This window comes from Streptomyces sp. NPDC050703 (assembly GCF_040654435.1).
Taxonomy (GTDB): domain Bacteria; phylum Actinomycetota; class Actinomycetes; order Streptomycetales; family Streptomycetaceae; genus Streptomyces.
Window position 1 is genome coordinate 130,811 of record NZ_JBFAHX010000007.1, and the last position, 25,833, is coordinate 156,643.

The window sequence follows — 25,833 nt, forward strand, 5'->3', positions numbered from 1 at the left end:
GGGGTCCAGGGAACGGTGGCCGACCGCTCGCTCAGCGGACCCGGGAGCTGAGCCATGGGGTGAGCAGCACCATCGGGATGTACTCCGTGTACGTCTCGTCGCCGGGCAGCGGCACGACCAGGCGGTAGCCGGGCGGGAAGCGCTTGGCCCTGACGTGGGCGAGGCCGCCGAAGACCGACCGCACGAAGGCGGGCACCTGGTCGCGCGGGATGTCGTGGCACTCGACGTCCTCGACGGTGATGAGGGCGTCGGCGTCGCCGTCGTCCTCGGGATAGAGCCGCACCATGAGGCGGGGCGAGCCGCCGAATTCCACCAGCGCCTCGTGCGGCAGCGAACCGTCCGGGTCCGTCGTCACACCGATCCCCGCGGCGGAGCGGCGCGTCGTCTGGTCGGCGCCGATGTCGTGCGAGACCTCGATCTCCCGGTTGTACTCGCGGGCGACCTCGCGCAGTGCGTCGACGGCAGCCTCGTTGCTGTGCAGATGCTCCATAAAGACGATCATGCCCGCCCGGAACAGTCGGCACGGGGCAGTCGGCACAGGGCAGATGCGCTGGGGTTTCCTCGTTCGGTCCTTCAGTCGCTGAGTCGCTGAGTCGCTCAGATGGTCAGCTGGTCAGCGGGGCCCGGGGAAGTGGAGGTAGCGGGGCGGGACGGCGGCGGTGAGCCATACCCCGTTGGCGCTCAGATGGAAGACGTGGCCGTCGCGGTGCATCGCCCCGGTGTCGACGGACAGGATGACGGGCCGCCCCCGCCGGGCACCGACGCGCCCCGCGGTCTCGCGGTCCGCCGAGAGATGCACGGCGTGCCGGTTCATCGGCCGCAGCCCCTCGGCCCGGATGGCGGCCAGCCGGGCCGCCACGGTGCCGTGGAACAGGCGGGCGGGCGGCGTAGCAGGGGGCAGGCCGAGGTCGACGGCGACGGAGTGGCCCTGGCTGGCGCGGATACGGCCGTCCTTCACAGCGAAGCGCTGCTTGTCGTTGACGGCCACCACGTGGTCCAGCTCGGCCCGGCTGAACGGGAAGCGGTGCGCGGCAGCGGCGGCGAGCAGCACGTCGATCTCCACCCAGCCGTGCTCGTCGAGCGTGATCCCGATCCGCCCGGGGTCGTGGCGCAGGTGCTTCGACAGGTACTTGGACACCTTCACGGTGCGCCGTTCGTCCGGCACGGGAGGCCGGTTCGCTCGCGGGTACGTGCTCTCGTCCGGCGAGGGCGCTTCTTCTTTCATCTGCTCAGCGTCGCGGTGATCCGTTTCCCGCGCACTCGATTTTCGTCCACCGACTTTTCATCCATCAATTTTCCCTCCAAGGTTTGATCCACAACCAAGTGCGGTTATCCACAGCCCTATTGATAATTCTGTGGATAACTGGCGTGCAATTTAAGGCTTTTGCCTAACTTGGCCCTTCTGGCTGTGCCTTGCCGCAAGCGCGTCCAAGCGCCGTGCCCGCACCTCTCGTTCAGCAGCCGCGGCAACAAATTCCGCTGCCCGGTCGGCCCCAACCAGTGCGCTTACGGCCCGCATTGTGGGGGCCGGCAGGTCGACGGCGACGGTGCCGGCAACGTCCTGCGCGAGGCGGCCGGGCTCCAGATGCCGGCGGAGGTGCTGAGTGGCGAACAGCCGCATCGCGCGCGCCAGTTCCGCGTCGACCGACTGCTGCGCGAGCGGCCACAGACGCCGTACGAGGTCAGCGGCTTCGGTCGCATCGGCCTCGTTCGGCGGGTGGTTCCCGAGACAGCGTGCGAAGACGTGTTCCGTGGTGAACTCCAGGAAGCGGCAGGCTATGTGCTCGACCTGTCCCCGCAACTCCCGCAAGTGGCGGGAGATCGCGGACAGCGGAACTCCGGCCGCGTGCAACTCCACAGCCACCGCCAGCTCTTGTGGGCTGGGGACCAGGAACTCGTCCTCACGCCCTGATATCGGCTCCAGCACGCCCAGCGCTACCGCTTCCGCGACCGCCTCCTCGTCCGGTACGCCACCGAAGGCCGCGTCCAGTTCGGCACGGGATATCCGGTCGGCCCTCTCGTCCGTCCACGGCCCGTCCACCTCCACGGCCAGACCGAGCACCCCGCCGAGGCCCCGGCCCGCGTCCCAAGCCTCCAGGAGCTCCTTGATGGACGCCAGGGTGTACCCGCGGTCCAGCAGGCCGGCTATCTGCCGCAGCCGCGCCAAGTGGGCCTCGCCGTAGACGTTGGCCCTGCCGCGGCGCTCTGGGCGGGGGAGCAGCCCGCGGTCCTGGTAGGCCCGGATCGTGCGGACCGTCGTCCCGCTGTGGTGGGCCAGGTCCTCGATGCGGTACTCGGACCGGCGGTGCTCCTCCGTGTTCACAGCGGGGGCTCCAACCTGGCGACTGCGCGCAGGGCCTTGGGGGCGAAGCGGGACAGGAGCCGGGCACCCCGTGCCTCCGGGGTGACCGGGACCACCGCCCGGTTCTCGGCGACGGCGCGCAGGACCGCGTCGGCGACCTTCTCCGGCGGGTAGTTGCGCAGGCCGTAGAGCCGGGCACTCCGCTCCTGGCGGCGCTTCTCCTCCTCGGCGTCGACACCGAGGAAGCGCGCGGTCGAGGTGATGCCGGTGTTGACGATGCCGGGGCAGATCGCGGAGACCCCGATGTCCTGGCCCGCCAGCTCCGCGCGCAGGCACTCGCTGAGCATGAGGACCCCGGCCTTCGATGTGCTGTAGGCGGGCAGCGTCCTGGAGGGCTGGAACGCCGCCGCCGACGCCATGTTGACGATGTGACCGCCCTGGCCCCGCTCGGCCATCTGCCTGCCGAAGAGCCGGCAGCCGTGGATGACACCCCACAGGTTGACGTCGAGGACCTTCCGCCAGTCCTCCGTACTGGTGGCGAGGAAGGGGCCGGAGAGGCCGATGCCCGCGTTGTTCACCAGGACGTCGACGACGCCGTACTCCGTGACGACCTTCTCGGCGAGCTTCTCCATGGCCTGCTCGTCGGAGACGTCGACCGTTTCGGCCCAGGCCTCGGGTGCGCCGATCGACCGCGCCAGCTCCGCCGTACGGGCCGCGCCCTCCGCGTTCCGGTCGACGGCCACCACGCGCGCTCCGGCCTCGGCGAACGCGACGGCCGTGGCCCGCCCGATGCCGCCACCCGCGCCCGTGACCAGGACGAGCTGACCGCCGAACCGGTCGGCGTACTTCCCCGTGGCCATGCGGTCACCCGGGGCCGCACCGCCCTCGTTGGCCGTCACGAACTCGGACACCCAGGCGGCCACTTGGTCGGGGCGGGTGCGGGGCACCCAGTGCTTGGCGGGCAGGGTGCGCCGGACCAGCCGCGGAACCCAGGCGCCCAGCTCGTCATAGAGGCGCTCGGAGAGGAACACGTCCCCCGAGGGCATGATGAGCTGCACGGGCGCGTGGGCGTAGGCATCGGCGCGCGGCCTGCGCAGTCTCGCGCGGACGTTGTCGCGGTACAGCCAGGCTCCGTGCGCCGCGTCCCTGGGCAGCGAGGACGTCGGATAGTCGCCGGCGGGGACCTTCTCCACGCGCTCCAGGATCTTCGGCCACCGCTTGCCGAGAGGACCGCGCCAGGCCAGCTCCGGCAGGGCCGGCGTATGCAGCGCGTACACATACCAGGACTTGGCTCCCTGGCCGAGGAGTTGGCCCACGCGGCGCGGGGTCGGCCGGGCCACGCGCTTCTGGATCCAGTGCCCGAAGTGGTCGAGCGAGGGGCCCGATATCGACGTGAAGGAAGCGATGCGGCCCTCGGTGCGCTGGACCGTGACGAACTCCCAGGACTGCACCGAGCCCCAGTCGTGCCCGACCACGTGCACCGGCTCATCCGGGCTCACCGCGTCGATCACCGCCACGAAGTCGTCGGTCAGCTTCTCCAGGGTGAAGCCGCCGCGCAGTGGCTTAGGTGCGGTCGACCCGCCGTGTCCGCGCACGTCGTACAGCACGACGTGGAAGCCGCCGTCGTCCGCGAGCCGCCGGGCGACCTCGGTCCAGACCTCCTTGGAGTCCGGATAGCCGTGGACGAGCACGACCGTGGGCCGCTCGGGGTCGCCCAGCTCGGCGACACACAGCTCCACGCCGCCCGTACGCACCCGGCGCTCGCGCGCTCCCTCGATGCCCTCGGTGCCCCGGCTCCCTGCTCCGGTCCTCATACGGCCCGTTGCGCCTCGTGCGGTCATGCCACCGTCCGTCCCGTGTCCGGCCCGTGCGTTCCGGGCCCGTGCCGACCATCGCCGTACGTGCTCGTAACTTGACACTGATGAATGTGACAATGCCCGGCGGCTGCGTCAAGAGGTCCACCGGACGGCCCGGGACAGGTCCGGGAGTTCCCCCAGGGGGCGACCTCCGGACGACCCCTACGGGCCCGTAATACTCCAGAGTGAGGGCAGCGCAAGACCGTGGTCTGACGACTGGTGTGGTCCGCGCCACTACCTTCGAACCGTGACTGTGATCGCGACCGAAAGCCTGAGCAAGCGGTTCCCGAGGGTGACCGCGCTTGACCGGCTCTCCATGGATATCGGGCCCGGTGTGACCGGACTCGTCGGGGCCAATGGAGCCGGCAAGTCCACACTGATCAAGATCCTGCTGGGTCTGTCCCCCGCCACGGAGGGCCGCGCCGCCGTGCTCGGCCTCGACGTCGCCACCAGCGGCGGCCAGATCCGCGAGCGCGTCGGGTACATGCCCGAGCACGACTGCCTGCCGCCCGATGTCTCGGCCACCGAGTTCGTCGTCCACATGGCGCGCATGTCGGGGCTCCCGCCCACCGCGGCCCGCGAGCGCACCGCGGACACCCTGCGGCACGTCGGTCTCTACGAGGAGAGGTACCGCCCGATGGGCGGCTACTCGACGGGCATGAAGCAGCGCGTCAAGCTCGCCCAGGCCCTGGTCCACGACCCCCAGCTGGTCTTCCTCGACGAGCCGACGAACGGCCTGGACCCGGTCGGGCGCGACGAGATGCTCGGCCTGATCCGCCGCGTCCACACCGACTTCGGCATCTCGGTCCTTGTCACCTCGCACCTCCTCGGCGAGCTGGAGCGCACCTGCGACCACGTCGTCGTCATCGACGGTGGCAAGCTGCTGCGCTCCAGCTCCACCACCGACTTCACGCAGACCACCACGACGCTGGCCGTCGAGGTCACCGATTCCGACGCGTGCCCCGACGGCACTCGGGCGTTGCGCGAGGCCCTGCACGAGCGCGGTATGGAGACGGAGACCGGTGGTGACCTGCCCGGCGCCGGTCACACGATCCTGCTCACCGCCGAGGGCGAGGAGACGTACGACCTCGTGCGTGACCTCGTCGCGGACCTCGGGCTCGGCCTGGTCCGGATGGAGCAGCGCAGGCACCACATCGCGGAGGTCTTCAAGGACAAGGACAAGGACAAGGGCACGGCACGGCCGGAGCCGGCTTCCGGCCCCGTGGCGGTCCCCGCCCCGACCGCGGCCGCACAGCAGACAGGAGGCGGGCGCGATGAGCGTTGAGTCCACCCAGATCCACAACATCGGCTACCGCGACTACGAAGGACCGCGGCTCGGCCGTGCCTATGCCCGCCGCTCACTCTTCTCCCAGAGCCTGCGCGGCGCGTACGGACTCGGGCGTTCCGCCAAGTCCAAGGTCCTGCCCATGATCCTCTTCGCGGTGATGTGCCTGCCGGCCGCGATCATGGTGGCCGTCGCCGTGGCGGCGAAGACCAAGGACCTCCCCGTCGACTACACGCGCTACGCGATCGTGATGCAGGCCGTCATCAGCCTCTTCCTCGCCGCCCAGGCGCCGCAGACCGTCTCCCGCGACCTGCGCTTCAAGACAGTGCCCCTCTACTTCTCACGGCCGATAGAGCGCGGGGACTACGTCCTCGCGAAGTTCGCCGCCATGACCTCCGCCCTCTTCGTCCTCACCGCCGCGCCGCTGCTCGTGCTCTACGTCGGAGCGCTGCTCGCCAAGCTGGACTTCCTGGACCAGACGAAGGGCTTCGGCCAGGGATTGGTCTCCGTGGCACTGCTCTCGCTCCTCTTCTCCGGCATCGCCCTCGTCATATCGGCGATCACGCCGCGCCGCGGCTTCGGCATCGCGGCCGTCATCGCCGTCCTGACCATCACCTATGGCGCGGTCTCCACCGTCCAGGCCATCGCCTACGAACAGGGCAGCACGGACGCCATCGCCTGGCTCGGACTCTTCTCGCCCATCACGCTCATCGACGGTGTGCAGACGGCGTTCCTCGGCGCGGCCTCCGCCTTCCCCGGCGGGGACGGACCCTCGTCGGGCGTCGGCGTGGTCTACGTCCTCGTCGTCCTCGGCCTCATCGCCGGCTGCTACGGCGCGCTGACGCGCCGCTACCGAAAGGTCGGCCTCTAGTGACCACCATCAGCATCGACCACACCTCCCGCTGGTTCGGCAACGTGGTGGCGGTCAACGACATCACCATGAACATCGGCCCGGGAGTCACCGGCCTCCTCGGTCCGAACGGCGCCGGCAAGTCGACCCTCATCAACATGATGGGCGGCTTCCTCGCCCCCTCCACGGGCAGCGTCACGCTCGACGCCAGGCCGATCTGGCGCAACGAGGAGATCTACAAGGACATCGGCATCGTCCCCGAGCGCGAGGCGATGTACGACTTCCTCACCGGCCGAGAGTTCGTCGTCGCCAACGCCGAGCTGCACGGCCTGGACGAGCGGGCAGCCAAGAAGGCACTCGCGACCGTCGACATGGAGTACGCGCAGGACCGGAAGATCTCCACGTACAGCAAGGGCATGCGCCAGCGCGTGAAGATGGCGTCCGCCCTGGTCCACGATCCCGCGGTACTGCTGCTCGACGAGCCGTTCAACGGCATGGACCCCCGCCAGCGCATGCAGCTGATGGACCTCCTGCGGACCATGGGCGACCAGGGCCGCACCGTCCTGTTCTCCTCGCACATCCTCGAAGAGGTCGAGCAACTGGCCTCGCACATCGAGGTGATCGTCGCCGGACGGCACGCGGCGAGCGGTGACTTCCGCAAGATCCGCCGCCTGATGACCGACCGGCCCCACCGCTATCTGATCCGCTCCAGCGACGACCGCGCGCTGGCCGCCGCGCTCATAGCCGACCCGTCGACGGCCGGGATCGAAGTCGATCTCAAGGAGGGCGCGTTGCGCATCCAGGCGGTCGACTTCGGCCGGTTCACCACGCTGCTGCCGCGGGTCGCCCGCGAGCACGGCATCCGGCTCCTCACGGTCTCGCCGTCGGACGAGTCCCTCGAATCGGTCTTCTCCTACCTCGTCGCGGCCTGAAGGGAGCCTTCATGTACGACCCCACTGTCGCCCGGCTCACCTACCGGGCCCTGCTCGGCCGCCGCCGGGCACTGATCCTCTTCGCCCTGCCCGTCCTGCTGATCGTCATCGCCGCCGCGGTGCGCGGCTTCAGCGGCGCCGACGACCAGGTGGCCGTCGACGTCCTGGGCGGCTTCGCCCTCGCCACCATGGTGCCCATCATCGGCGTCATCGCGGGCACCGGCGCCATCGGCCCCGAGATAGACGACGGGTCCGTGGTCTATCTGCTCTCCAAGCCGGTCAAGCGGCCCACGATCATCTGCACCAAGTTGATCATCGCCATCGCCGTGACCATGGCGTTCTCCGCGATACCCACGTTCATCGCGGGCATGATCCTGAACGGAAACGGCCAGCAGATCGCCGTGGCCTACACGATCGCGGCGCTGGTCGCCTCCATCACATACGCCGCGATCTTCCTGCTCCTCGGCACGGTCACCCGGCACGCCGTGGTCTTCGGGCTCGTCTACGCCCTGGTCTGGGAGGCCCTGTTCGGGTCGCTGGTGGCCGGTGCGCGCACGCTCAGCGTGCAGCAGTGGTCCCTCGCTGTGGCCCAGAAGATAGGCAAGGGCGACCTGATCACCTCCGACGTGGGCCTGCCGGCGGCGACGGTTCTCCTGGTGATCGTCACGATCGCGGCCACCTGGTACGCGGGCCAGAAGCTCAGGTCGCTGACGCTGGCCGGGGAGGAGTAGAAGGAAGGCTGAGGCCGGGGCCGGCCGGACCGGCCCCGGTGCTAGCGGCCGAGCAGTCGTTCGAGGACCACCGCGATGCCGTCCGTCTCGTTCGACGTCGTCACCTCGTCGGCCACTGCCTTGAGTTCGTCGTGGGCGTTGGCCATGGCCACGCCGTGGGCCGCCCAGGCGAACATGGGGATGTCGTTCGGCATGTCGCCGAAGGCGATCGTGTCCACGGCCTTCGCGCCCAGGCGGCGGGCCGCGAGGGAGAGGCCGGTGGCCTTGGTGAGGCCCAGCGGCAGCAGCTCGACGATGCCCTCACCGGCCATCGTCACACCGACGAGGTCCCCGGCCACCTGGTGCGCCACGGCCGCGAGGGCGTCGTCGCCGAGGCCGGGGTGCTGGACGTACACCTTGTTCAGCGGGGCCGACCACAGGTCGGAGGGGTCGGTCATGGAGACGACGGGGAGCGGGCCGTCCTGGACCGCGTACCCCGGGCCGACCAGGACCTCGCCGTCGATGCCGTCGCGGCTCGCGGCGAGGGCCAGCGGGCCGATCTCCGCCTCGATCTTCGCCAGGGCCAGGCCCGCGAGCTGCCGGTCGAGCGTCACCGAGGTGAGCAGCCGGTGCTCACCCGCGTGGTAGACCTGCGCGCCCTGCCCGCACACCGCTATGCCGTCGTAGCCGAGGTCGTCGAGGATGTGCCGCGTCCACGGCACCGCGCGACCGGTGACGACGATGTGCGCCGCGCCCGCCGCGGTGGCCGCGGTGAGGGCGTCGCGCGTGCGGTCCGACACTGTGCCGTCGGAGCGCAGCAGCGTCCCGTCGAGGTCGGTCGCGACCAGCTTGTACGGGAAGGACGGCGTGACCGGAGCTGGCTGGCTCACTTGGCGACGGGCTCCAGGATCTCTCGGCCCCCGAGGTAGGGACGCAGGACCTCGGGCACCCATACGGAGCCGTCGGCCTGCTGGTGGTTCTCCAGGAGCGCCACGATCGTGCGCGGGACGGCGCAGAGCGTGCCGTTCAGCGTCGAGAGCGGCTGGACCTTCTTGCCGTCGCGGTAGCGGATCGACAGGCGGCGGGCCTGGAAGCCGTCGCAGTTCGACGCGGAGGTCAGCTCGCGGTACTTGCCCTGCGTGGGGATCCACGCCTCGCAGTCGAACTTGCGCGAGGCCGAGGCGCCGAGGTCACCCGTCGCCACGTCGATCACCTGGAAGGGCAGGCCGAGGCCGGTCAGCCACTGCTTCTCCCACTCCAGGAGACGCCGGTGCTCTTTCTCGGCGTCGGCCGGGTCGACGTACGAGAACATCTCGACCTTGTCGAACTGGTGCACGCGGAAGATGCCGCGGGTGTCCTTGCCGTAGGTGCCCGCCTCGCGGCGGTAGCAGGGCGAGAAGCCCGCGTACCGCAGGGGGAGCTTGTCGGCGTCGATGATCTCGTCCATGTGGTACGCCGCGAGGGGGACCTCGGAGGTGCCGACCAGGTAGTAGTCGTCCTTCTCCAGGTGGTACACGTTCTCCGCGGCCTGGCCGAGGAAGCCCGTGCCCTCCATGGCGCGCGGGCGGACCAGCGAGGGCGTCAGCATCGGGATGAACCCGGCCTCCGTCGCCTGCGCGATCGCCGCGTTGACCAGGGCGAGCTCCAGGAGCGCGCCGACGCCGGTCAGGTAGTAGAAGCGCGAACCCGAGACCTTCGCGCCGCGCTCGACGTCGATGGCGCCGAGCGCCTCGCCGAGCTCCAGGTGGTCCTTCGGCTCGAAGCCCTCGGCCGCGAAGTCGCGCGGGGTGCCGATCGTGTCGAGGACGACGAAGTCCTCCTCGCCGCCGACCGGGACGTCCTCGTGGACGATGTTGCCGAGTCGCTGGAGGAGCTGCTTGGTCTCCTCGTCGGCCTCGTCCTGCGCGGCGTCCGCGGCCTTGACGGCGGCGGAGAGCTCGCCCGCCTTCTTCAGGAGCTCCTGCTTCTCCTCGGGCGAGGCCTTGGGGATCAGCTTGCCGAGCGCCTTCTGCTCGGAGCGCAGCTCGTCGAAGCGGACGCCGGACGACCTGCGCCGCTCGTCGGCGGAGAGCAGGGCGTCGACGAGCGCGACGTCCTCTCCACGGGCGCGCTGGGAGGCGCGAACACGGTCGGGGTCCTCACGGAGCAGGCGAAGGTCAATCACCCCTCAAGGCTACCGTCGCGCGGTTCGGGCCCACGACTCCATATCCTTAGCGGTGCGTTATGACCGTTTTGCCGGATCTGAATGACAAGATCGGAAAGGGCGAGACCGCGTCGGGAGGGGCGTCCAGGTGATCCGAAGCGCGGTCTGACGGCGAGCGGGGTAGGCCGAAAACCTTCCCCGCGCGTTCTCGCGTGTGCATTGCTGAGGCACGGTCAATAAAAGGGGCGCCCTCCCTGAAATGGGGCAGAACGCTTGCGCCGCCTTGACTCCAACCCCCGGTGGGGAGCGGGACTTGGGGCCTCCGGCCGGTCCGGTTGTCCACAGGAATGGGTGCCTCGTCAAAGTTATCCACAGGGTGTGCGAAAGATCTGTGGATGCCGGAAGAGGTCATTCCGAAAGCCGTAAGCGCGGCGAAGGAATCCCTTCTCAAACCACCTCCTGGCCCACTTTCGAGTGGAAAAGGTTCGCCTCAAAGAGTTGATCAATGGAAAAGGGTGGACCAGGGGTGACGTGCGGGACCGTGGACCGGCTTGGGGCCTGTGGACCGATTTGTCGACCATGTCATACCTCGTTGTCGACTTGTCCCCAGGTCGAAATGCGACCCTGTGGATAACTTCTGTGGACAACGTAAATCTGCAGGTAGGAATGGCACCATGCACGGTCCGCAGGGCACCTGCGGGGTGGCGGGGGCCACCGGTGGCCGGACGGATGGCCGATCTGGTGGCTAGAAACGGCCGTCCTGGCAGCGCGTCAACCAGTCGGACGCCGCCACGAACTCCGCGTCCGACGTCCCGGGCCGCAGTTGCCGTACGTCCGCCGACGTCATCCCGGCCCGCGGGTACGAGCCGAGGAAGCGCACCTGGGGGCAGATGCGCTTGAGGCCCATCAGCGCCTCGCCGACGCGGCGGTCGGTGATGTGGCCCTCGGCGTCCACCGAGAAGCAGTAGTTGCCGATGCCCTGACCGGTCGGGCGGGACTCGATCCGCATCAGGTTGACGCCCCGTACGGCGAACTCCTGGAGCAGTTCGAGCAGGGCGCCGGGGTGGTCGTCGCCCAGCCAGATGACCACCGAGGTCTTGTCCGCGCCGGTCGGCGCGGCCGGGCGGGCGGGGCGACCGGCCAGGACGAAGCGGGTGGCGGCGTTCGCCGCGTCGTGGATCTCGCTGACCAGCGGTTCGAGGCCGTACGTCGCCGCCGCGAACTTCCCCGCGAAGGCCGCGTCGAAGCGGCCCTCCTGGACGAGGCGCGCGCCGTCCGCGTTCGAGGCCGCGGACTCCCACAGGGCGTCCGGCAGATGGGCGGCGAGCCAGTTGCGCACCTGCGGCTGGGCCACCGGGTGGCCGGTCACCGTCTTGATGTCCGTCAACTGGGTGCCGGGGCGCACGAGCAGCGCGAACGTGATCGGCAGGACCACCTCGCGATAGATCATCAACGGCTCGCCCTTGGCGAGTTCGTCGACGGTCGTCGTGACGCCGCCCTCGACCGAGTTCTCGATCGGCACGAGGGCCGCCGCAGCCTCACCGCTGCGGACCGCGTCCAGCGCGGCGGGTACGGACACCATCGGGACGAGCTCCCGGGTGGCCGCCTCCGGCAGCGTGCGGAGAGCGGCCTCGGTGAACGTGCCTTCGGGGCCGAGATAGGTGTAGCGCATCGCCGACATACGGTCACCCTAATGGGCCGTACGTGGCACGGCTCACGCGTCTCACGGACCGGCCTCCGCCCCCGTGTGACCACGCCGAACACCCGTGCCACGCGTACGGTCCGGCCGTACCCCCTAGGAGGCGCCCGGGTCATGCCTCCAGCAGCCGCTGTCCCACGTACTCGCCCTTGGCCGCACCGCCCGGTACCGCGTAGAGGCCGCTCGCCTCGTGGCGGATGAACTCCGAGAGGGCGTCGCCCCGGTCGAGCTTGCGCTGCACCGGGACGAAGCCGCGCAGAGGGTCCGCCTGCCAGCAGACGAAGAGCAGCCCCGCGTCCGGCTCACCGTGGGAGTCGAAGCCGTCGTGGTACGAGAACGGGCGGCGCAGCATCGCGGCGCCCCCGTTCTGATCCGGCCGGGTGATGCGGGCGTGCGCGTTGACGGGGATGACGACCCTGCCGTCGGGACCCGTCTTCTCCAGCTGGGGCTCGGTCGTCTCCGAGCCGCCGGTCAGCGGTGAACCGTCCGACTTGTGCCGCCCGATGACCGCCTCCTGCGCCTTCAGGCCGAGCTTCTCCCAGTCGTCGAGCAGCATCCGGATACGGCGTACGACGACGTAGGAGCCGCCCGCCATCCAGGCGGGGTCGCCGTCGGCTGGCACGAAGATCCGCTCGTCGAAGTCCTTCTCCGACGGCTTCGGGTTGTTCGTGCCGTCGATCTGACCCATCAGGTTGCGGGTCGTCATCGGGTGCGCGGTGGCCCCCGGCGAACGGTTGAAGCCGTTCATCTGCCAGCGCACCCGCGCCACACCGGCGGCCTCCCGCTGGAGCGCCCGCAGCGCGTGGAACGCCACCAGCGGATCGTTCGCGCCGATCTGCACCCACAGGTCGCCGTTGCTGCGCGCCTTGTCCAGGTGGTCGGAGGAGAAGTCGGGCAGCGGTTCCAGCGCGGCGGGACGCTGCTTCTCCAGGCCCGTACGGGCGAAGAAGGAGGCGCCGAAGCCGAAGGTGACCGAGAGCGAGGACGGGCCCGCGTCCCGTGCCACCGCCGTGTCGTCGTCGACCGGGTCGCCGGCCATCAGCCGCTCGGCCGCCTGCGACCAGCGGCGCAGCAGCGCCGCCGCCTCCTTGCGGCCCGTGCCCGCCTTCAGGTCGAAGGCGACGAGGTGGCCGCGGGACTGCATGGGCGTGGTGATGCCGGACTGATGTTTCCCGTGAAACATCACCCGGTCCGCGCCGAGCGACACCAGCGCGGTGCCGGACCCGGCCGCGCCGGAGGCGGCGGACGAGCCGGAGGAGGACGCCGCCGCGTATCCGGCGACGCCGCCTCCCGCCGCGCCGATCACGAGACCGGTCGCACCGGCGGTGCCGAGCAGCCGCCGCCTGGAGAGGCGCCCGGGACCGGTGGCGCCGCCGGTGCCTGCGGCCCCGTCGGCATCCTTCGCCCTGCCGGCCCCCGTGGACCCGTGAGGGCTCGTCGCCCCGCTGGTCCCCGTGGGCCCGCCCCTCCCCGTGGTCCCGCTCGTACCCGTGGACCCGTTGTCCGCCATGGTGTTTCCGTTCAGCCGATCTGCGCGTTCTTGTCGACCGTGACCTGGTCGATGTCGGAGGTCCGTACCGTCACCTTGATCTCCCAGTCGCCCGCCATCGGGATCTGCACCCCGCTCGCGGTCCAGTGTCCGGTGGCGATGCGGTCAGGGGCCACGGGCAGCGGGCCCACGTCCTTCGCCTTGAGGGTGAAGGAGACCTTCACCTCGGGGACGTCGAAGGCGCTGCCGTTGGGCCGCTTCACATAGACGTGGAGGTCGTTGCCGCCGACGCGGCCCGGGTCGAGGTCGAGCTGCACGGTGCCCTTGCCGTCCTCGGCGCCCGTGTCGAACGGCACCTTGATGACGAGCGGGCCCGAGCGCTGGGCCGCCGCCGCGGAGGTGGCCTTGGCGGCCTCTTCCTCGGTGCGGCCCGGCTCGGTGGTCGTCAGGACGGTCGTGACGGCCAGCAGGGCGATGGCCACGCCCGCCTCGGTGAGCACCGAGCGGCGCAGGCCGGTGCGGTGCGGATCGGCGTCGCGTACGCGCTTCTCGCGGGCGGTGGCCATGGCGGCCCGCTGGCGCGCGAGCTGGGCGGACCGCTCGGCGGAGCCACCCGCGCCCCCAGAGCCGCCGGGCCCTCCAGAGTGACCGTGCCCTCCAGAGCCGCCCGCGCCCTGCGAGCCCCCAGCACCCCCGGAGCCCTTGGCGCCCTCAACGTCCCCAGAGCCGCCCGTGCCCCCAGAGCCACCGGACCCCCCAGAGCCACCGGCCGCCGCCGACCCCGCACCTTCAACATCACCCGCACCCCCACGCGCCCCCGCAGCAACCGTCACCGCCGACCGCGAGCCCTCCGCGGCCTTTGTTGCGGTTCCGTCCGCTTCGGCGGTGATGCGCCCCGTCCAGCGCCGTGAGACCGCCGCGACGCCCACCAGGACGACGACCAGGCCGATCTTGACGAGGAGGAGCTGGCCGTACCGCGTGCCGGTGAGCGCCGACCACGAGCCGACCTGCCGCCACGACTGGTAGAGCCCGGTCGCGGCGAGCACGACGACGCTCGTGAACGCCACGCGCGAGAACCGCCGTACGGCCGAAGCCTCCACCGAGGAGGTGCGGTACAGCGCCACGACCAGGGCCGCGAGCCCGCCGAGCCAGGCGGCGACGGCCAGCAGGTGCAGGACGTCGACGGGCATCGCGATGCCCGCCTGGATGCCGGTCGAGGCGTGCTCCGCCATGGCCCAGGTCGCCGCGATCCCGATGGCGACGACCGCGCCGCCGATGGCGAGCCCGAAGGTGAGGTCCTTCTTCTCGGCGGCGTCTTCGGGACCCTCCCGCTTCGCGTACGCCCCGAAGAGCACCGCGATGAACAGCGCGGCGGCGGCGAGCAGCAGCAGCCGGGAGACCAGGGCCGCGCCGGTCTTGGTGTTGAGGACGTCACCGAGCGCGCCCATGTCGAAGACGTCGGCGAGCTTGCCCGAGCCGGTGTACGGGGCGCGCAGCAGGAGCAGCGCGAGCGTGGAGGCGGTGAGCGTGACCCAGCCGTACGTCACGAGCCGCTGCACGGGCCGCACGCCCGCGCCGCGCGGCCAGCAGCCGAGTACGAAGGCGGCACCGCCGACGACCAGGATGAACCCGGCGTAGGAGAAGTAGCGCGCGATGTCGTAGAGCACGCCGACGAGGCCGCCGCCCGCCGCCTGGTCGGGCAGGACCGCCTTGGTGTCCGACGGCGCGCCGATGGAGAACGTGAAGGCGCCGGCGATGGGGTGGCTGTCGGCGGACACCACTTGGTAGGCGACGGTGAAGGTGCCGTCGGGCAGCCCGGGGCGCAGCTTCACGCCGTAGGTGTTGGCGCCCAGGTCGGTCATCTTCTCGGTGTCGACGCGCTTGCCGGCCGGGTCGAGCACCCGCACCGAGCCGTCCGACATGGCGACCTTCTCCGAGAAGGTGAGCTTCACCTGGGCGGGGGCCTTGTCGACCACCGCTCCCTGCTTCGGGTCGCTGCCGGTCAGCGCGGCGTGCGCGGAGACCGGCGCGGCTCCGGCGAGGAAGGCGCCGGTCGCGGCGATGAGCACGAGCACGAGCCGCCAGAGGGCGGCGTTGCCCCTGGAGCGGGGAGCGATGGTCTCCATCAACAGTCCGTCCGTCCCTCAGTGCGACTTCTGCGGCATGTGCGACACAGGGGTTTCACGCGCCATGGAGGTGTCGTGCGCCATGGAGGTGTCGTGCGACATGGGGGCCTCGTGCGACATGTGGGTGTCGTGCGAGGCGTCGGCACCGTCGCTCTTCCCCGGGCTGTACGTGGCTTCCTTGACCGGCACCTCGATCGTGACCGGGTCCGACGTCCGGAAGTGCAGCGTCATGGCCACCTTCTCGCCCCGCTTCGGCTTGCGCTTCAGCTTTTCGAGCATCAGGTGGTTGCCGCCGCTCGCGAATCGCAGCTCGCCGCCGGCCGGTACGGCGAAGGACTTCTCCTCCTTCATGACGCCGCCCTTGGTGCTGTGCAGCGTGACGGAGCCCGCGACGTCGCTGGTGGCGGAGGTGAGGCTGTCGGCGGCGCCGCCCTTGTTGGTGACGGTGAGGAAGCCGGCCGCCATGTCGTCCGTGGTCGGCTCGGGGATGTAGGCCCCGGTGACCTTGAGGTCCGGCTTCTTCGCGGACGCATCGGCACCGGGGCCGGAGCCCTCGCAGCCCGTGAGGGCGAGTGCGGCGGCCAGCGCCAGGGCCCCGCCCGCGAGCGCCCGGCCGCGGCCGGTGGTGCGGTGGTTCACGGGGTCCCTCCCTTGAGGAGCTTCGGGAGGTCCTTGGTGTAGTCGGCGGCGGTGGCGGACTCGTTGTAGAGGACGTAGCCCCCGTCGGTCTTCGGCGAGAAGGCGATGACCTGCGTGCCGTGCATCGAGACGATCTTGCCGTTCTTGTCTTTCTTGGACGGGTCGATGCTGATGCCGAGCTGGCGGGCGCCTGCCTGGATGGTGGCGAAGTCGCCGGTCAGGCCGGTGAAGTCGGCGTCCACGCCCTTCAGCCACTTGCCGAGTTCGGCGGAGGTGTCCCGCTCGGGGTCGGTGGTGACGAAGACGACCTTGAGCTTGTCCTGGTCGGTCTTGGGCAGGGCCTTCTTGGCGACCGCGATGTTGTTCATCGTCAGCGGGCACACGTCGGGGCAGTGCGTGTAGCCGAAGTAGATCAGCGTGGGCTTGCCCTTGGTCTCCTCGCGCAGGTCGTACTTCTTGCCGTGCGTGTCCTTCAGGACGAGGTCCGGCTTCTCGAACGGCTTGTCGAGGACGGTCGCGGCCTGGCCCGAGTCGGTCTCGGTGGAGACCTCGGCCACCGGTTCCTTGCCGTCGTCACCGCCGCCGCAGGCGGTCAGCGTGAACGCGGCCGTGGCGAGCAGGGCAACCGCGGCGAGCGTCTTCTTCGTGCTCTTCAAACTCTTGGTGCGCATACGAAAATGTCCTAGATGTGAGGGGGCCGGGGCGTACCGGGGGCGGTGTGGCGCCGCCCCCGGCACACCCCGAGGGGTGGCTTCGCCGACGGCTCAGCCGTTGACGCGACGGCGGCCCGCGAGGACGCCGAACGCGACGCCCGCGGCGCCGACGACGATGCCCACGATGCCGAGGACGCGGGCGGTGGTGTCGCTGCTGCCCGAGGAGTCCGAGTCACCGGCGGCGCTCTCGTTCCCGGCGTCCTCGGCGTCCGGCTTGGCGTCGTCGGCCGCGCCGCCGTGGTGGTCGTCGGACGCGGCGGTCAGCGGCAGGACCGGAGCGGGGTGCTCCGGCTCCTCCTGGCCCTTCTGCTGCGGCTCGATCCAGCGGACGACTTCCTTGTTGTCGTACGTCTGGACGGCCTTGAAGACCAGCTCGTCGGCGTCCTCGGGCAGCTGGCCCATGGAGACGGGGAACTTCTGGAAGGTGCCGGGCTTGATGCCGCCCTTGCTCTCGGCGGTCCAGGTGACCTTGGTGACGGCCTCGTCGATCTTCTCGCCGTGGATCTCCAGCGGCTTGTCGAGCTTGGACTTGGTGACCTTCGCGGTCCAGCCGGGGACGGGCTGCGTCATCACGGAGGCGAGCGGGTGGTCGGCGGGGAAGGAGACCTCAAGCTTGCTGGTTGAGGCGTCGTCCATCTCGTTCGGCACCTTGAAGTTGACGGTCGCGTAGCCGCCCTTCGCGGCGGCGCCCTCCGGCGAGACGCTCACGTGTGCGAACGCGGGCGCGGACAGGACGAGAACGGCGGATGCGGCGACGGTGCCGGCGGCGGCGATGCGGGACATCTTCATGAGAACACTCCACTTTCGTGAGCGGTGACCGGTACGCGCTCAGCCGTACGTGGCGAGCGGCGTCCGGCACTCGGTACGAGTCGGTACGAGGGAAATGCGCGCGGCCCACGTGAGGTGCGCGGGGTGCACGCGCGCGTGCGTGCCGCCGCGGCGGCCCCTCCGTACCGATGGGTGGAGACCCAGGGGTGGAGTGCGTCGCGTCAGGCGGCGAGTTCGACGTCGCGGGCGCGGGCCGGCGGGCCGCGCCTGATCACGGTGTCCTTCAGCGCGACCGTGCGCGGCTTGCGCGGCGACCGCAGAGCGGTCCGCGGCACCGGAGGACCGGCCGTCTCGGGCGCCCCGGGCAGACCGGCCCGCAGCGCGCGTACGAGGGTCAGGGCCGAGCGCAGGGAACGTACGAGCGCCCCTTCCGCGACCCCCTGCGCCCCCTGCGCGAGCCGCACGAGCCGGAGCAGCGCGAGGTCGCCGCGCCGCAGCAGCCAGCCGGCGGCGAGAGCGGCGAGGAGGTGGGCGACGAGCATGGGCAGCGACGGCAGGAGCGCCTCGGTGCCCATCGGTCCTGCCGGCATGGAGTCCAGCGCGGTGTCCGCGGCCGAGGCGGCGGACCGCCCGTGCTGATGCAGGGCGGAGTGGTTCGATCCGCCGCTGCCGTCGGGGCCGAGCCCCGCCGTGGTGAGGATGCGGTGGGCCTGCGCGGGAGTGATCGTCGCCGCGCCCGCCCCGCAGACCAGGCGCGCGGCCCGCTCCACCAGGGAGGCGTCGCCGCTCTGGACGGCGGCCGTGCCGTGCTGGCCGAGCCCGAACAGGGCGTGCAGCCCGAGCTGTCCCACCGCGAGCAGCGCGGCGATGCCGGGCAGCGAGCGCGACCGCCCGGCGAGCGGCAGCGCCACGGCGAGGACGGCGGCGAAGCCCGCGCCGAGCGTCCACAGCGGGACGGCGACACAGGAGGCGAGCACATGGCCCCCGGCGGACAGCACGACGCAGACCGCGGCGAACATCGCGGCCCTGAGCAGCCGGAGATCGACTCCGTCACGCGGCTGGCGCTGGTGGGGGGCAGTCATGGCGGGGCCATCATCGCACTGGGCCCGTCCCCCGCACACGGCAGGTCCGGAAGGTCCGGTTCCGTCCGGCTAACAGGTACGGGCGTGGCCGCGCGTCCGCCGTATGGGCGGCATCACGTGCACACGGTGCTTATTCGCGTTCACTCGCGGCAATACGTATCGGTATGTCGAGCCGCAGCCAGGAGGCTGGAGCATGAGCATCTGGTGGTCCCTCCATTTGCGGCGCGAGGCTGCGAGCGTTCCGCTCGCCCGCCGCCTGTTGATCGGCACGATGGAGACCGCGGGTGTGGACCCGGATGTCTCCTTCGACCTGTCGCTCGCCCTCACCGAGGCATGCGCCAACGCCGTGGAGCACGGGGGTGCCGCCGCTCCCGGGGGCACGGCGGGCGCGTACCGCGTCACGGCCTATCTGGACGGTGAGAAGTGCCGCATCGAGGTGGCCGACTCGGGCCCCGGCTTCCCGAAGGCGCCGCGCGGCCGTACGACGGCCACGCCGGCGCGGCAGACGGCCGCGCACACCGACGAGCACGGGCGGGGCCTGTACCTGATCAGGGAGCTGGCCGACCACGTCCACTGCGGCAACAGACCCGGCAGGGGAGCGGTGATCAGCTTCGACAAGATCCTCAAGTGGCGTGACGACACGCCCCTCGTCACGGCCTGACCCCACTCCCCTCCCGCACATCCCTCGCGCCCCACAGATATCCCAGGACCGCAGGCCCCGTACGCCCCGCAGGTTGCTCACGCCCCGCAGGCCCCTCACGCCCCGCAGGCCCCTCACGCCCTGCCCGTCCATCGCGTCCGTCCCGGCCTTCACGGCCGCGGCGGCAACGCCCGCACCAGTGCGTCGACCGCTGCCCCGTACGCGTGTTCGGCGGGCGTCGAGTACCCCACCACCAGGCCGTCGGCCGCCGGCATCGTGGCCTGCGGATGGCGGAACTCCGCGAGGCCCTCGACCGCGATCCCCTGCCAGGCCGCCGCCTTCGCCGCGGAGGCCTCCGTACCCGGCGGCAGCCGCAGCACCGCGTGCAGGCCCGCGGCGACCCCGGTGGCGGTGATGTGCGGGGCCCGTTCGGCGAGGGCGGAGACCAGCAGGTCGCGGCGGCGCCGGTAGCGCTGCCGCATCCGGCGGATGTGCCGGTCGTACTGCCCCGAGGCGATGAACTCGGCGAGCGTGAGCTGGTCGAGGACGCTCGCCCACGCCTCCCGCTCCCCCTTGGCGGCGACCACGCCGTCGACGAGCCGCTCCGGGAGCACCATCCAGCCGAGGCGGACCGCGGGTGACAGGCTCTTGCTGACCGAGCCGAGGTAGACGACCTGTTCGGGATCGAGGCCCTGCACGGCGCCGACGGGCTCGCGGTCGTAGCGGAACTCCCCGTCGTAGTCGTCCTCCAGGAGCAGTCCGCCGCTGGTGCGGGCCCAATCCACGGCCGCGGCCCGCCTCGTCGGATGCAGCGGACCGCCGGTGGGGAACTGGTGGGCTGGGGTGAGCAGCACTCCACGGACCCGCCCCGCCTCCGGCAACTCCCCCACGCGGGCGCCCTGTTCGTCGAGGCCCAGCGGCACCGTCCGTACGCCCGCGCCCCGCAGGATCTCCCGGTGGAAGCCGAGCCCGTACGACTCCACGGCGAGGGGACCGCGCAGCGCCGCGCCGCCCGCGCCGTCCGAGCCCGCGAACAGGAGCCGCAGCGCGGGCGCGAAGCCGGAGCAGACCACGATGCGCCCCGGGTCGGCGCGCACCCCGCGTGCCCTGGCCAGATAGTCGGCGAGCGCCTGCCGCAGCTCGGTCCTGCCGCGGGGGTCGCCGGGCCCGAAGGCCTCGTTGGGGGCGGCGGCGATGGCCCGCCGGGCGGCGGTGAGCCAGGCCGTGCGCGGGAAGGCCGCGGGGTCGGGGCGGCCCTGGCGCAGATCGTGCGCGGGGGCCGCGGGCCGCGCGGGGGCGGGCTTCGGCACCCGGGTGCGCCGGGGCGGCGCCGCCCGCTCGGCCACGCGGGTCCCCGAGCCCTGGCGCGCGGTCAGCCAGCCCTCGGCGACCAGTTCGGCGTAGGCGTCGGCGACCGTGTTCCTGGCGAGGCCGAGGTCGGCGGCGAGCGAGCGGTAGGGCGGCAGCCGGGTGCCGGGGGCCAGCCTGCCCTCGCGCACGGCGTCCCGCAGCGCCCGGATCAGCACGGCCCTGCGGCTGCCCGTGCCGGACAGCTCCAAGTGCAGGTCACTGCCGATGCGCTCCGCCAGATTGACCCATGATTCCCGCATGGGAATGCACCCTATCCGTGGTCTTTTTGGCGCCTAGATTCATGGTCATGACGAACAACACCACCGCAGCCCAGGCCCGGACCGCCACCCCTCGCCTCGACTTCGCCAAGGCGGCCCCCAAGGTGTTCAAGGCCCTCATCGGCTTCGACGCCGCCGCCAGGGACGGACTCGACCCCGCCCTGGTCGAACTGGTCCAGATCCGCGCCTCGCTCCTCAACGGCTGCGCCTACTGCCTCCACATGCACACCTCCGACGCCCGCAAGGCCGGCGAGGACGAGGCGCGGCTGCACATGATCGGCGTCTGGCGCGAGGCGAGGAACTTCTTCACGGAGAAGGAGCAGGCGGCGCTCGCGCTGACCGAGGCGGTCACCCTGGTCGCCCGTGACGGGGTCCCCGACGACGTCTACGCGCGGGCCGCCCGGCACTTCGACGAGGCGGAGCTGGCCCGCCTCATCGCCCTGATCCTCACCATCAACACCTGGAACCGCATCGCCCTGAGCACCGCCAAGACCGCGGGCGAGGACGAGCGCACGGCCGCCCACTGAGGCCCGCGCGTACGACGACGGCCGGGCCCCCGCGGAACCGCGGGGGCCCGGCCGGGCCGTCACTGCCTCAGAGGTCCACTCGGACCGCTCAGCCCTTGAGCCGCGCCATCCACGCCTCGACCTCGTCCGAGCGGCGCGGCAGCGCCGCCGAGAGGTTCCGGTTGCCGTCCTCGGTCACGAGGATGTCGTCCTCGATCCGGACGCCGATGCCGCGGTACTCCTCCGGCACGGTCAGGTCGTCGGCCTGGAAGTACAGGCCCGGCTCGACGGTCAGGCACATGCCCGGCTCCAGCGTGCCGTCGACGTAGGACTCACGGCGCGCGGCGGCGCAGTCGTGGACGTCCATGCCGAGCATGTGGCCGGTGCCGTGCAGGGTCCAGCGGCGCTGGAGACCCAGTTCGAGTACGCGCTCGACCGGGCCCTCGACGAGGCCCCACTCCACCAGCTTCTCGGCGAGCACGCGCTGCGACGCGTCGTGGAAGTCGCGGAACTTGGCGCCCGGCTTCACGGCCGCGATGCCGGCCTCCTGGGCCTCGTACACGGCGTCATAGATCTTCTTCTGGAGCTCGTCGAAGCGGCCGTTGATCGGCAGGGTGCGGGTGATGTCCGCGGTGTAGTACGAGTGCGTCTCCACGCCCGCGTCGAGCAGGAGCAGCTCGCCGGAGCGGACGGCGCCGTCGTTGCGCACCCAGTGCAGGGTGGTGGCGTGCGGACCCGCGGCGCAGATCGAGCCGTAGCCGATGTCGTTGCCCTCGACGCGGGCGCGCAGGAAGAACGTGCCCTCGATGTAGCGCTCGCTCGTGGCCTCGGCCTTGTCGAGGACCTTGACGACGTCCTCGAAGCCGCGCGCGGTGGAGTCGACGGCCTTCTGCAGCTCGGCGATCTCGAAGTCGTCCTTGACGAGGCGGGCCTCGGAGAGGAAGACCCGCAGCTCCTCGTCGCGCTCGGCGGTGACCTTGTCGGTCAGCGCGGCCTCGATGCCGGCGTCGTGGCCGCGGACGACGCGGACGGGGCCCGTGGCCTCGCGCAGGGCGCCGGCCAGCTCGCGGACGTCGGAGGCGGGGACGCCGTAGAGCTTCTCGGCCTCGGTGAGGGAGTGGCGGCGGCCGACCCACAGCTCGCCCTGGCCGTCCAGCCAGAACTCGCCGTTCCCGCGGTCGGAGCGCGGCAGCAGGTAGATGGTCGCGTCGTGGCCGCCGGCGGTGGGCTCCATGACCAGGACGCCGTCCTCGGTCTGGTTGCCGGTGAGGTAGGCGTACTCGACGGAGGCGCGGAAGGCGTACTCGGTGTCGTTCGAGCGGGTCTTGAGGTTGCCCGCGGGGATGACAAGACGCTCGCCGGGGAAGCGCGCGGAGAGCGCGGCACGGCGGGCCGCGGTGTTCCCGGCCTGCGCGATCGGCTGCAGGTCGTGCAGCTCGGTGTCGGCCCAGCCGGACTTCATGTTCTCGGCGAGCTCGTCGGAGACGCCCGGGTACAAGCCGTTCTTGCGCTGCTTGATCGGCTCTTCCTCGGTCTCCTCCGGGTTCTCCGGGTTCTCCGCGTTGAGAGCGTCCGACACGATCTGCCTCCTATGTACGACACTGGACCACCCTCCATCGTACGGCTGTACGGAAGGGGTCCCAGGGCCGTAAGGCCTCTTACCGTGCGTGCCCGGCGCCCCACGCGAAAACGTGGTCCACGCGTGCGTGCCCGGCGCCCCGCGCGGCATCGTGGCCCACGCGTGCGTGCCCCACGGGCGGCCTCACTCGAAGCGGGCCGCGAGGAGCACCACGTCCTCCTCGCCGTCCCCGGCGTCGGGCCCCTCGGGCAGCATGGCCCGCAGGATGTGGTCGGCGATGGCGCCGGGGTCGTCGCGGATGCCCCTGGGCACGCATGCCGCCGCCGCGTGCAGCCGCGCGAAGGCCCGGTCGACCGCCTCTCCGGAGCGGCGCAGCAGCCCGTCGGTGTACAGCAGCACCGTTTCTCCTGGCTCCGGGGAGAACTCCACGCTCGGCGCCTCCCAGCAGGCGAGCATGCCGAGCGGGGCGGAGAGCGAGGTCTCCACGAACTCCGTGCGCCGCTCCCCGACGATCAGCGGCGGGCTGTGCCCGGCACCGGCGAGCACGACCTTGCGCAGGGCGGGCTCGCAGTAAGCGAAGAGGGCCGTGGCCGACCGCGCGGGCTCGGTCAGCCGCAGCAGCAGCTCCAGATCGGAGAGTACGGCGACGGGGTCCTCGCCCTCCATCACGGCGTACGCCCGCAGAGCGGCCCGCAGCCGCCCCATCGCCGCGACGGCGCCGGGCCCCGACCCGGTGACCGACCCCACCGAGAGCCCGAGCGCGCCCTCGGGCAGCGGCAGCGCGTCGTGCCAGTCTCCGCCGCCGCGCGGCCCGGTGCGGCGCCGTGCGGCCAGCCGCACTCCGGCGACCGGAGGCAGCCGCGAGGGCATCAGCTCCTCGCGCAGGGCCGCCGCGGTCGTGCGGGCGCGGTCCAGTTCGACGAGGCGTGCCAGGTGGTCGGAGGCGTAGCGGGTGTAGAGCTTGGCCAGGTGGCGGCGGCGCCCGGCCGGTTCGGCGGGCTCGTCGTACAGCCAGACGGCGGCGCCGAGCGGCCCCGCGGCCTCGGTGGCGAGCGGCAGGGCGTAGGTCGCCGCGTACCCGATACGGGTGGCGACCGCGCGGTGCCGGGGGTCGAGGCCCTCCTCGGCGAGGAGGTCGGGCCTGACCAGCTCGCTGTCGCGGCCGGGCACGCCGGCCGGCGGGTCGTCGATGAGGCGGCCGTGGCTCGTCGCGGCGCGCGGCACCGTCTCGATGTGGCCGAGGTCCGCGTGGGTCAGGCCGAGGCCGGTCGTCGTGTCGGGGCCGAGTCCGTCGGCGGGTTCGAGGGCGACGAGGCCGCGCCGGGCGCCGAGCAGGGCGGAGCCGGCGCGCAGCAGCTCGCGCAGGGCGCCGTCGAGGGTGTCCGTGCGGGACAGCCGCTCGGTGAGTCCGTGCAGCGCGGTGAGGTCGGAGACCCAGCCGGCGAGGCGGTCCTGGAGCGCGGCGCAGGGGGCACCGGGGGCGGGGGAGCCCGCCGGTGCGGGCGTGCTGCGCGCGGTCGGTGCGACAGTGTGGGCTGGTGACGGAACTGTGGGATCGATTCCGGCCACTTTCGGAACATGTGGGGCGTTCATGGCTGACGGCTTTCCGGCCGGTGCGTATTGCTCAATAGCATCGCAAACCCCCATGTCGTTATGCGTCGCTAGCAATGTCTCCAGATGTACACGCACTGGTGAGGAGATGTCCAGCATTGTCCTGCTGGGGTTCCTGGTGTCCGTGGGAATTCTGAGACCAAGAATTGATCTTGAAAACTTGGCTGAAAACAGCACCGGGGAGGGCATATTACGATCGACTGAGGGCGTTCGGTAGAGCGTTGCATCGGTCGGGCTGGGTACGTACTCAGTGATGGCAAGGGGCAGTTGGAGACCTTCCGGAACCTCGTGGAGGACCCGGACGTCATAACTCACGACGACCGTGCCCCATCCTCCCGTGGGGGAGGCGGCCAGCAATATCGCGTGACGGCAAAACGCCAGGCGCCGCCACCCCACGCCACGTCAACGCTCGGTTCAGAGTGGTCCCCCATGCCGCAGGCTGGGGTCAGATGTGCCAGCTCGTGCGTTCAGCTCGTGTTCAGCGAAGTGATCGATCCATGGTGCGATGTGGCCCGCAGTCCTTCCGGCTCACACCGGCGTGCAACGGAAAGGAACGAGCGCTCATGCGCGAGATCCTCGGTAGGCGACGCAGGCTTCTGTCCTGGCGAATCGGAAGAAGGTCCGGCCGCGGTGCCGGACAGCTCGGCGCGGCCCTGACCTTCGCGACCGCCTGGCGGTGGCCCGTCCTGCCCGGAGTCGGCCTCGACCGGCGCGGCGGCGGCCGGTGCGCCTGCCCCGACCCCGAATGCGTGGTGCCGGGCGCGCACCCCCTCGACCCCGGCCTCCTCGCCGCGAGCACCGACGAGCGCATGGTGCGCTGGTGGTGGACGAACCGCCCGGCGGCGCCCGTCGTGCTCGCCACCGGGGGCCGCGCCCCGTGCGCCGTGAGCCTTCCCGCCGACGCGGGCCAGCGCGCCCTCGCCGCACTCGACGAGGCGGGCATCAGGCTCGGCCCGGTGGTCGCCACCGAGAGCCGCGTCTTCATCCTGGTCGCTCCCTACTCCCTGGCCCAGCTGGGCGAGCTGCTCCACGCGCAGGACTACGTGCCGGGCTCCCTCCGCTTCCACGGCGAGGGCGGCTATCTCGCGCTGCCGCCGTCCGGGACGGGCCAGGGCACGGTCAGCTGGGAGCGCGCCCCGCTGCCGGGTTCCGCCGCCCCCTGGGTGCCCGACGTCGAGGCCGTCGTGGACGCCGTCGTCGACGCCCTCACTCGTACGGGTGTGAGCGCGCCCGAGTTGTAGGGGAAATGGGCGCGCGGCGGTCGGGCCGTGCGCC

At 71.5% G+C, this 25,833-nt stretch carries 23 protein-coding genes; 7 read left to right on the forward strand and 16 right to left on the reverse strand.

Annotation, left to right across the window (positions count from 1 at the left end; all coding sequences use genetic code 11):
• Window positions 1-31 precede the first annotated feature (31 nt).
• The 4 genes from AB0I16_RS09395 to AB0I16_RS09410 form a co-directional block, all read right to left on the reverse strand.
• Window positions 32-502, reverse strand: a complete 471-nt coding sequence (locus AB0I16_RS09395; protein ID WP_363248705.1) for a hypothetical protein — start codon at window positions 500-502, stop codon at window positions 32-34.
• 111 nt (window positions 503-613) lie between these two features.
• On the reverse strand, window positions 614-1,225 hold the full coding sequence (locus AB0I16_RS09400; protein WP_363248706.1) for an RNA 2'-phosphotransferase: 612 nt from the start codon (window positions 1,223-1,225) through the stop codon (window positions 614-616).
• Between the two features lie 150 nt (window positions 1,226-1,375).
• On the reverse strand, window positions 1,376-2,323 hold the full coding sequence (locus tag AB0I16_RS09405) for a MerR family transcriptional regulator (RefSeq protein WP_363248707.1): 948 nt from the start codon (window positions 2,321-2,323) through the stop codon (window positions 1,376-1,378).
• Complete coding sequence (locus AB0I16_RS09410) at window positions 2,320-4,116, reverse strand: SDR family oxidoreductase (protein ID WP_363248708.1); 1,797 nt, start codon at window positions 4,114-4,116, stop codon at window positions 2,320-2,322. Before AB0I16_RS09410 ends, AB0I16_RS09405 begins: the two co-directional genes overlap by 4 nt.
• A gap of 295 nt (window positions 4,117-4,411) precedes the next feature.
• Here AB0I16_RS09410 and AB0I16_RS09415 point away from each other — a divergent pair, with 295 nt between their 5' ends.
• The 4 genes from AB0I16_RS09415 to AB0I16_RS09430 are packed head-to-tail and all read left to right on the forward strand — an operon-like array spanning window position 4,412 to window position 7,956.
• Window positions 4,412-5,443, forward strand: a complete 1,032-nt coding sequence (locus tag AB0I16_RS09415; RefSeq protein WP_363248817.1) for an ABC transporter ATP-binding protein — start codon at window positions 4,412-4,414, stop codon at window positions 5,441-5,443.
• A complete protein-coding gene (locus AB0I16_RS09420) occupies window positions 5,433-6,314 on the forward strand; it encodes an ABC transporter permease subunit (RefSeq protein WP_363248709.1) in 882 nt (293 codons plus the stop codon). Before AB0I16_RS09415 ends, AB0I16_RS09420 begins: the two co-directional genes overlap by 11 nt.
• On the forward strand, window positions 6,314-7,225 hold the full coding sequence (locus AB0I16_RS09425; RefSeq protein WP_363248710.1) for an ABC transporter ATP-binding protein: 912 nt from the start codon (window positions 6,314-6,316) through the stop codon (window positions 7,223-7,225). The genes AB0I16_RS09420 and AB0I16_RS09425 overlap by 1 nt, the downstream gene beginning before the upstream one ends.
• Before the next feature lie 11 nt (window positions 7,226-7,236).
• Entirely contained in the window at window positions 7,237-7,956 is a 720-nt protein-coding gene (locus tag AB0I16_RS09430) for an ABC transporter permease subunit (protein WP_363248711.1), read from the forward strand.
• Window positions 7,957-7,997: 41 nt separating this feature from the next.
• Here AB0I16_RS09430 and AB0I16_RS09435 read toward each other — a convergent pair whose 3' ends face one another.
• The 9 genes from AB0I16_RS09435 to AB0I16_RS09475 all read right to left on the reverse strand — a co-directional run bounded on the left by AB0I16_RS09435 (window position 7,998) and on the right by AB0I16_RS09475 (window position 18,594).
• On the reverse strand, window positions 7,998-8,825 hold the full coding sequence (locus AB0I16_RS09435; RefSeq protein ID WP_363248712.1) for an HAD family hydrolase: 828 nt from the start codon (window positions 8,823-8,825) through the stop codon (window positions 7,998-8,000).
• Window positions 8,822-10,099 carry a serine--tRNA ligase gene (gene serS, locus AB0I16_RS09440; protein ID WP_363248713.1) on the reverse strand — a complete coding sequence of 426 codons (1,278 nt, stop codon included), beginning with the start codon at window positions 10,097-10,099 and terminating at the stop codon, window positions 8,822-8,824. Before serS ends, AB0I16_RS09435 begins: the two co-directional genes overlap by 4 nt.
• Window positions 10,100-10,823: 724 nt before the next feature.
• Window positions 10,824-11,759 carry a prephenate dehydratase gene (gene pheA, locus AB0I16_RS09445; RefSeq protein ID WP_062771332.1) on the reverse strand — a complete coding sequence of 312 codons (936 nt, stop codon included), beginning with the start codon at window positions 11,757-11,759 and terminating at the stop codon, window positions 10,824-10,826.
• A gap of 130 nt (window positions 11,760-11,889) precedes the next feature.
• Window positions 11,890-13,287, reverse strand: a complete 1,398-nt coding sequence (efeB, locus tag AB0I16_RS09450; protein WP_363248714.1) for an iron uptake transporter deferrochelatase/peroxidase subunit — start codon at window positions 13,285-13,287, stop codon at window positions 11,890-11,892.
• Window positions 13,288-13,298: 11 nt separating this feature from the next.
• Window positions 13,299-15,392, reverse strand: a complete 2,094-nt coding sequence (locus AB0I16_RS09455) for a copper resistance protein CopC (RefSeq protein WP_363248715.1) — start codon at window positions 15,390-15,392, stop codon at window positions 13,299-13,301.
• Between the two features lie 18 nt (window positions 15,393-15,410).
• Complete coding sequence (locus tag AB0I16_RS09460; protein ID WP_363248716.1) at window positions 15,411-16,031, reverse strand: copper chaperone PCu(A)C; 621 nt, start codon at window positions 16,029-16,031, stop codon at window positions 15,411-15,413.
• Window positions 16,028-16,702 (reverse strand): SCO family protein, encoded by a 675-nt coding sequence (locus tag AB0I16_RS09465; protein WP_363248717.1) that lies wholly within the window; start codon window positions 16,700-16,702, stop codon window positions 16,028-16,030. The genes AB0I16_RS09460 and AB0I16_RS09465 overlap by 4 nt, the downstream gene beginning before the upstream one ends.
• Window positions 16,703-16,795: 93 nt before the next feature.
• Window positions 16,796-17,533 carry a YcnI family protein gene (locus AB0I16_RS09470; RefSeq protein WP_363248718.1) on the reverse strand — a complete coding sequence of 246 codons (738 nt, stop codon included), beginning with the start codon at window positions 17,531-17,533 and terminating at the stop codon, window positions 16,796-16,798.
• 200 nt (window positions 17,534-17,733) lie between these two features.
• Complete coding sequence (locus AB0I16_RS09475; protein WP_363248719.1) at window positions 17,734-18,594, reverse strand: hypothetical protein; 861 nt, start codon at window positions 18,592-18,594, stop codon at window positions 17,734-17,736.
• Between the two features lie 193 nt (window positions 18,595-18,787).
• On the opposite strand from AB0I16_RS09475, the gene AB0I16_RS09480 reads away from it, so the two are divergent.
• Window positions 18,788-19,255, forward strand: a complete 468-nt coding sequence (locus AB0I16_RS09480; protein WP_363248720.1) for an ATP-binding protein — start codon at window positions 18,788-18,790, stop codon at window positions 19,253-19,255.
• A 149-nt stretch (window positions 19,256-19,404) separates the two neighbouring features.
• Here AB0I16_RS09480 and AB0I16_RS09485 read toward each other — a convergent pair whose 3' ends face one another.
• Window positions 19,405-20,844, reverse strand: a complete 1,440-nt coding sequence (locus tag AB0I16_RS09485) for a PLP-dependent aminotransferase family protein (RefSeq protein ID WP_363248721.1) — start codon at window positions 20,842-20,844, stop codon at window positions 19,405-19,407.
• 47 nt (window positions 20,845-20,891) lie between these two features.
• Between AB0I16_RS09485 and AB0I16_RS09490 the strand changes: the two genes are divergently transcribed.
• Window positions 20,892-21,389 carry a carboxymuconolactone decarboxylase family protein gene (locus tag AB0I16_RS09490; RefSeq protein WP_363248722.1) on the forward strand — a complete coding sequence of 166 codons (498 nt, stop codon included), beginning with the start codon at window positions 20,892-20,894 and terminating at the stop codon, window positions 21,387-21,389.
• 88 nt (window positions 21,390-21,477) lie between these two features.
• Here AB0I16_RS09490 and AB0I16_RS09495 read toward each other — a convergent pair whose 3' ends face one another.
• Complete coding sequence (locus AB0I16_RS09495) at window positions 21,478-22,947, reverse strand: aminopeptidase P family protein (RefSeq protein ID WP_363248723.1); 1,470 nt, start codon at window positions 22,945-22,947, stop codon at window positions 21,478-21,480.
• A 183-nt stretch (window positions 22,948-23,130) separates the two neighbouring features.
• On the reverse strand, window positions 23,131-24,657 hold the full coding sequence (locus AB0I16_RS09500) for a PP2C family protein-serine/threonine phosphatase (RefSeq protein ID WP_363248724.1): 1,527 nt from the start codon (window positions 24,655-24,657) through the stop codon (window positions 23,131-23,133).
• A gap of 464 nt (window positions 24,658-25,121) precedes the next feature.
• On the opposite strand from AB0I16_RS09500, the gene AB0I16_RS09505 reads away from it, so the two are divergent.
• On the forward strand, window positions 25,122-25,799 hold the full coding sequence (locus AB0I16_RS09505; protein WP_363248725.1) for a bifunctional DNA primase/polymerase: 678 nt from the start codon (window positions 25,122-25,124) through the stop codon (window positions 25,797-25,799).
• Window positions 25,800-25,833: the final 34 nt, after the last annotated feature.

Coding starts and splice junctions, on each gene's coding strand:
- AB0I16_RS09490 (WP_363248722.1), top strand. CDS start 20,892: ATGACGAACAACACCACCGCAGCCCAGGCCCGGACCGCCACCCCTCGC.
- AB0I16_RS09470 (WP_363248718.1), bottom strand. CDS start 17,533: ATGAAGATGTCCCGCATCGCCGCCGCCGGCACCGTCGCCGCATCCGCC.
- AB0I16_RS09400 (WP_363248706.1), bottom strand. CDS start 1,225: ATGAAAGAAGAAGCGCCCTCGCCGGACGAGAGCACGTACCCGCGAGCG.
- AB0I16_RS09475 (WP_363248719.1), bottom strand. CDS start 18,594: ATGACTGCCCCCCACCAGCGCCAGCCGCGTGACGGAGTCGATCTCCGG.
- AB0I16_RS09410 (WP_363248708.1), bottom strand. CDS start 4,116: ATGAGGACCGGAGCAGGGAGCCGGGGCACCGAGGGCATCGAGGGAGCG.
- AB0I16_RS09500 (WP_363248724.1), bottom strand. CDS start 24,657: ATGCTGGACATCTCCTCACCAGTGCGTGTACATCTGGAGACATTGCTA.
- efeB (WP_363248714.1), bottom strand. CDS start 13,287: ATGGCGGACAACGGGTCCACGGGTACGAGCGGGACCACGGGGAGGGGC.
- AB0I16_RS09455 (WP_363248715.1), bottom strand. CDS start 15,392: ATGGAGACCATCGCTCCCCGCTCCAGGGGCAACGCCGCCCTCTGGCGG.
- AB0I16_RS09395 (WP_363248705.1), bottom strand. CDS start 502: ATGATCGTCTTTATGGAGCATCTGCACAGCAACGAGGCTGCCGTCGAC.
- pheA (WP_062771332.1), bottom strand. CDS start 11,759: ATGTCGGCGATGCGCTACACCTATCTCGGCCCCGAAGGCACGTTCACC.
- AB0I16_RS09485 (WP_363248721.1), bottom strand. CDS start 20,844: ATGCGGGAATCATGGGTCAATCTGGCGGAGCGCATCGGCAGTGACCTG.
- AB0I16_RS09430 (WP_363248711.1), top strand. CDS start 7,237: ATGTACGACCCCACTGTCGCCCGGCTCACCTACCGGGCCCTGCTCGGC.
- AB0I16_RS09505 (WP_363248725.1), top strand. CDS start 25,122: ATGCGCGAGATCCTCGGTAGGCGACGCAGGCTTCTGTCCTGGCGAATC.
- AB0I16_RS09420 (WP_363248709.1), top strand. CDS start 5,433: ATGAGCGTTGAGTCCACCCAGATCCACAACATCGGCTACCGCGACTAC.
- AB0I16_RS09480 (WP_363248720.1), top strand. CDS start 18,788: ATGAGCATCTGGTGGTCCCTCCATTTGCGGCGCGAGGCTGCGAGCGTT.
- AB0I16_RS09465 (WP_363248717.1), bottom strand. CDS start 16,702: ATGCGCACCAAGAGTTTGAAGAGCACGAAGAAGACGCTCGCCGCGGTT.